This window comes from Agrobacterium sp. K11 (assembly GCF_059429395.1).
Genome location: NZ_JCAHRB010000055.1, coordinates 1 through 490, shown reverse-complemented (window position 1 = coordinate 490; position 490 = coordinate 1). Strand labels below are relative to the sequence as shown.

Here is a 490-nt window from a genome sequence, read left to right as displayed (position 1 = left end):
CCGAAGGAGCTAACCGCTTTTTTGCACAACATGGGGGATCATGTAACTCGCCTTGATCGTTGGGAACCGGAGCTGAATGAAGCCATACCAAACGACGAGCGTGACACCACGATGCCTGTAGCAATGGCAACAACGTTGCGCAAACTATTAACTGGCGAACTACTTACTCTAGCTTCCCGGCAACAATTAATAGACTGGATGGAGGCGGATAAAGTTGCAGGACCACTTCTGCGCTCGGCCCTTCCGGCTGGCTGGTTTATTGCTGATAAATCTGGAGCCGGTGAGCGTGGGTCTCGCGGTATCATTGCAGCACTGGGGCCAGATGGTAAGCCCTCCCGTATCGTAGTTATCTACACGACGGGGAGTCAGGCAACTATGGATGAACGAAATAGACAGATCGCTGAGATAGGTGCCTCACTGATTAAGCATTGGTAACTGTCAGACCAAGTTTACTCATATATACTTTAGATTGATTTACCCCGGTTGATAA

At 49.6% G+C, this 490-nt stretch carries 1 protein-coding gene; it reads left to right on the top strand.

Annotated elements, in window-relative coordinates:
• A partial coding sequence (locus AC5SEO_RS26920) for a serine hydrolase (protein ID WP_158075403.1) occupies window positions 1–435 on the top strand: 435 nt, incomplete at its 5' end.
• Between the last annotated feature and the right edge of the window lie 55 nt (window positions 436–490).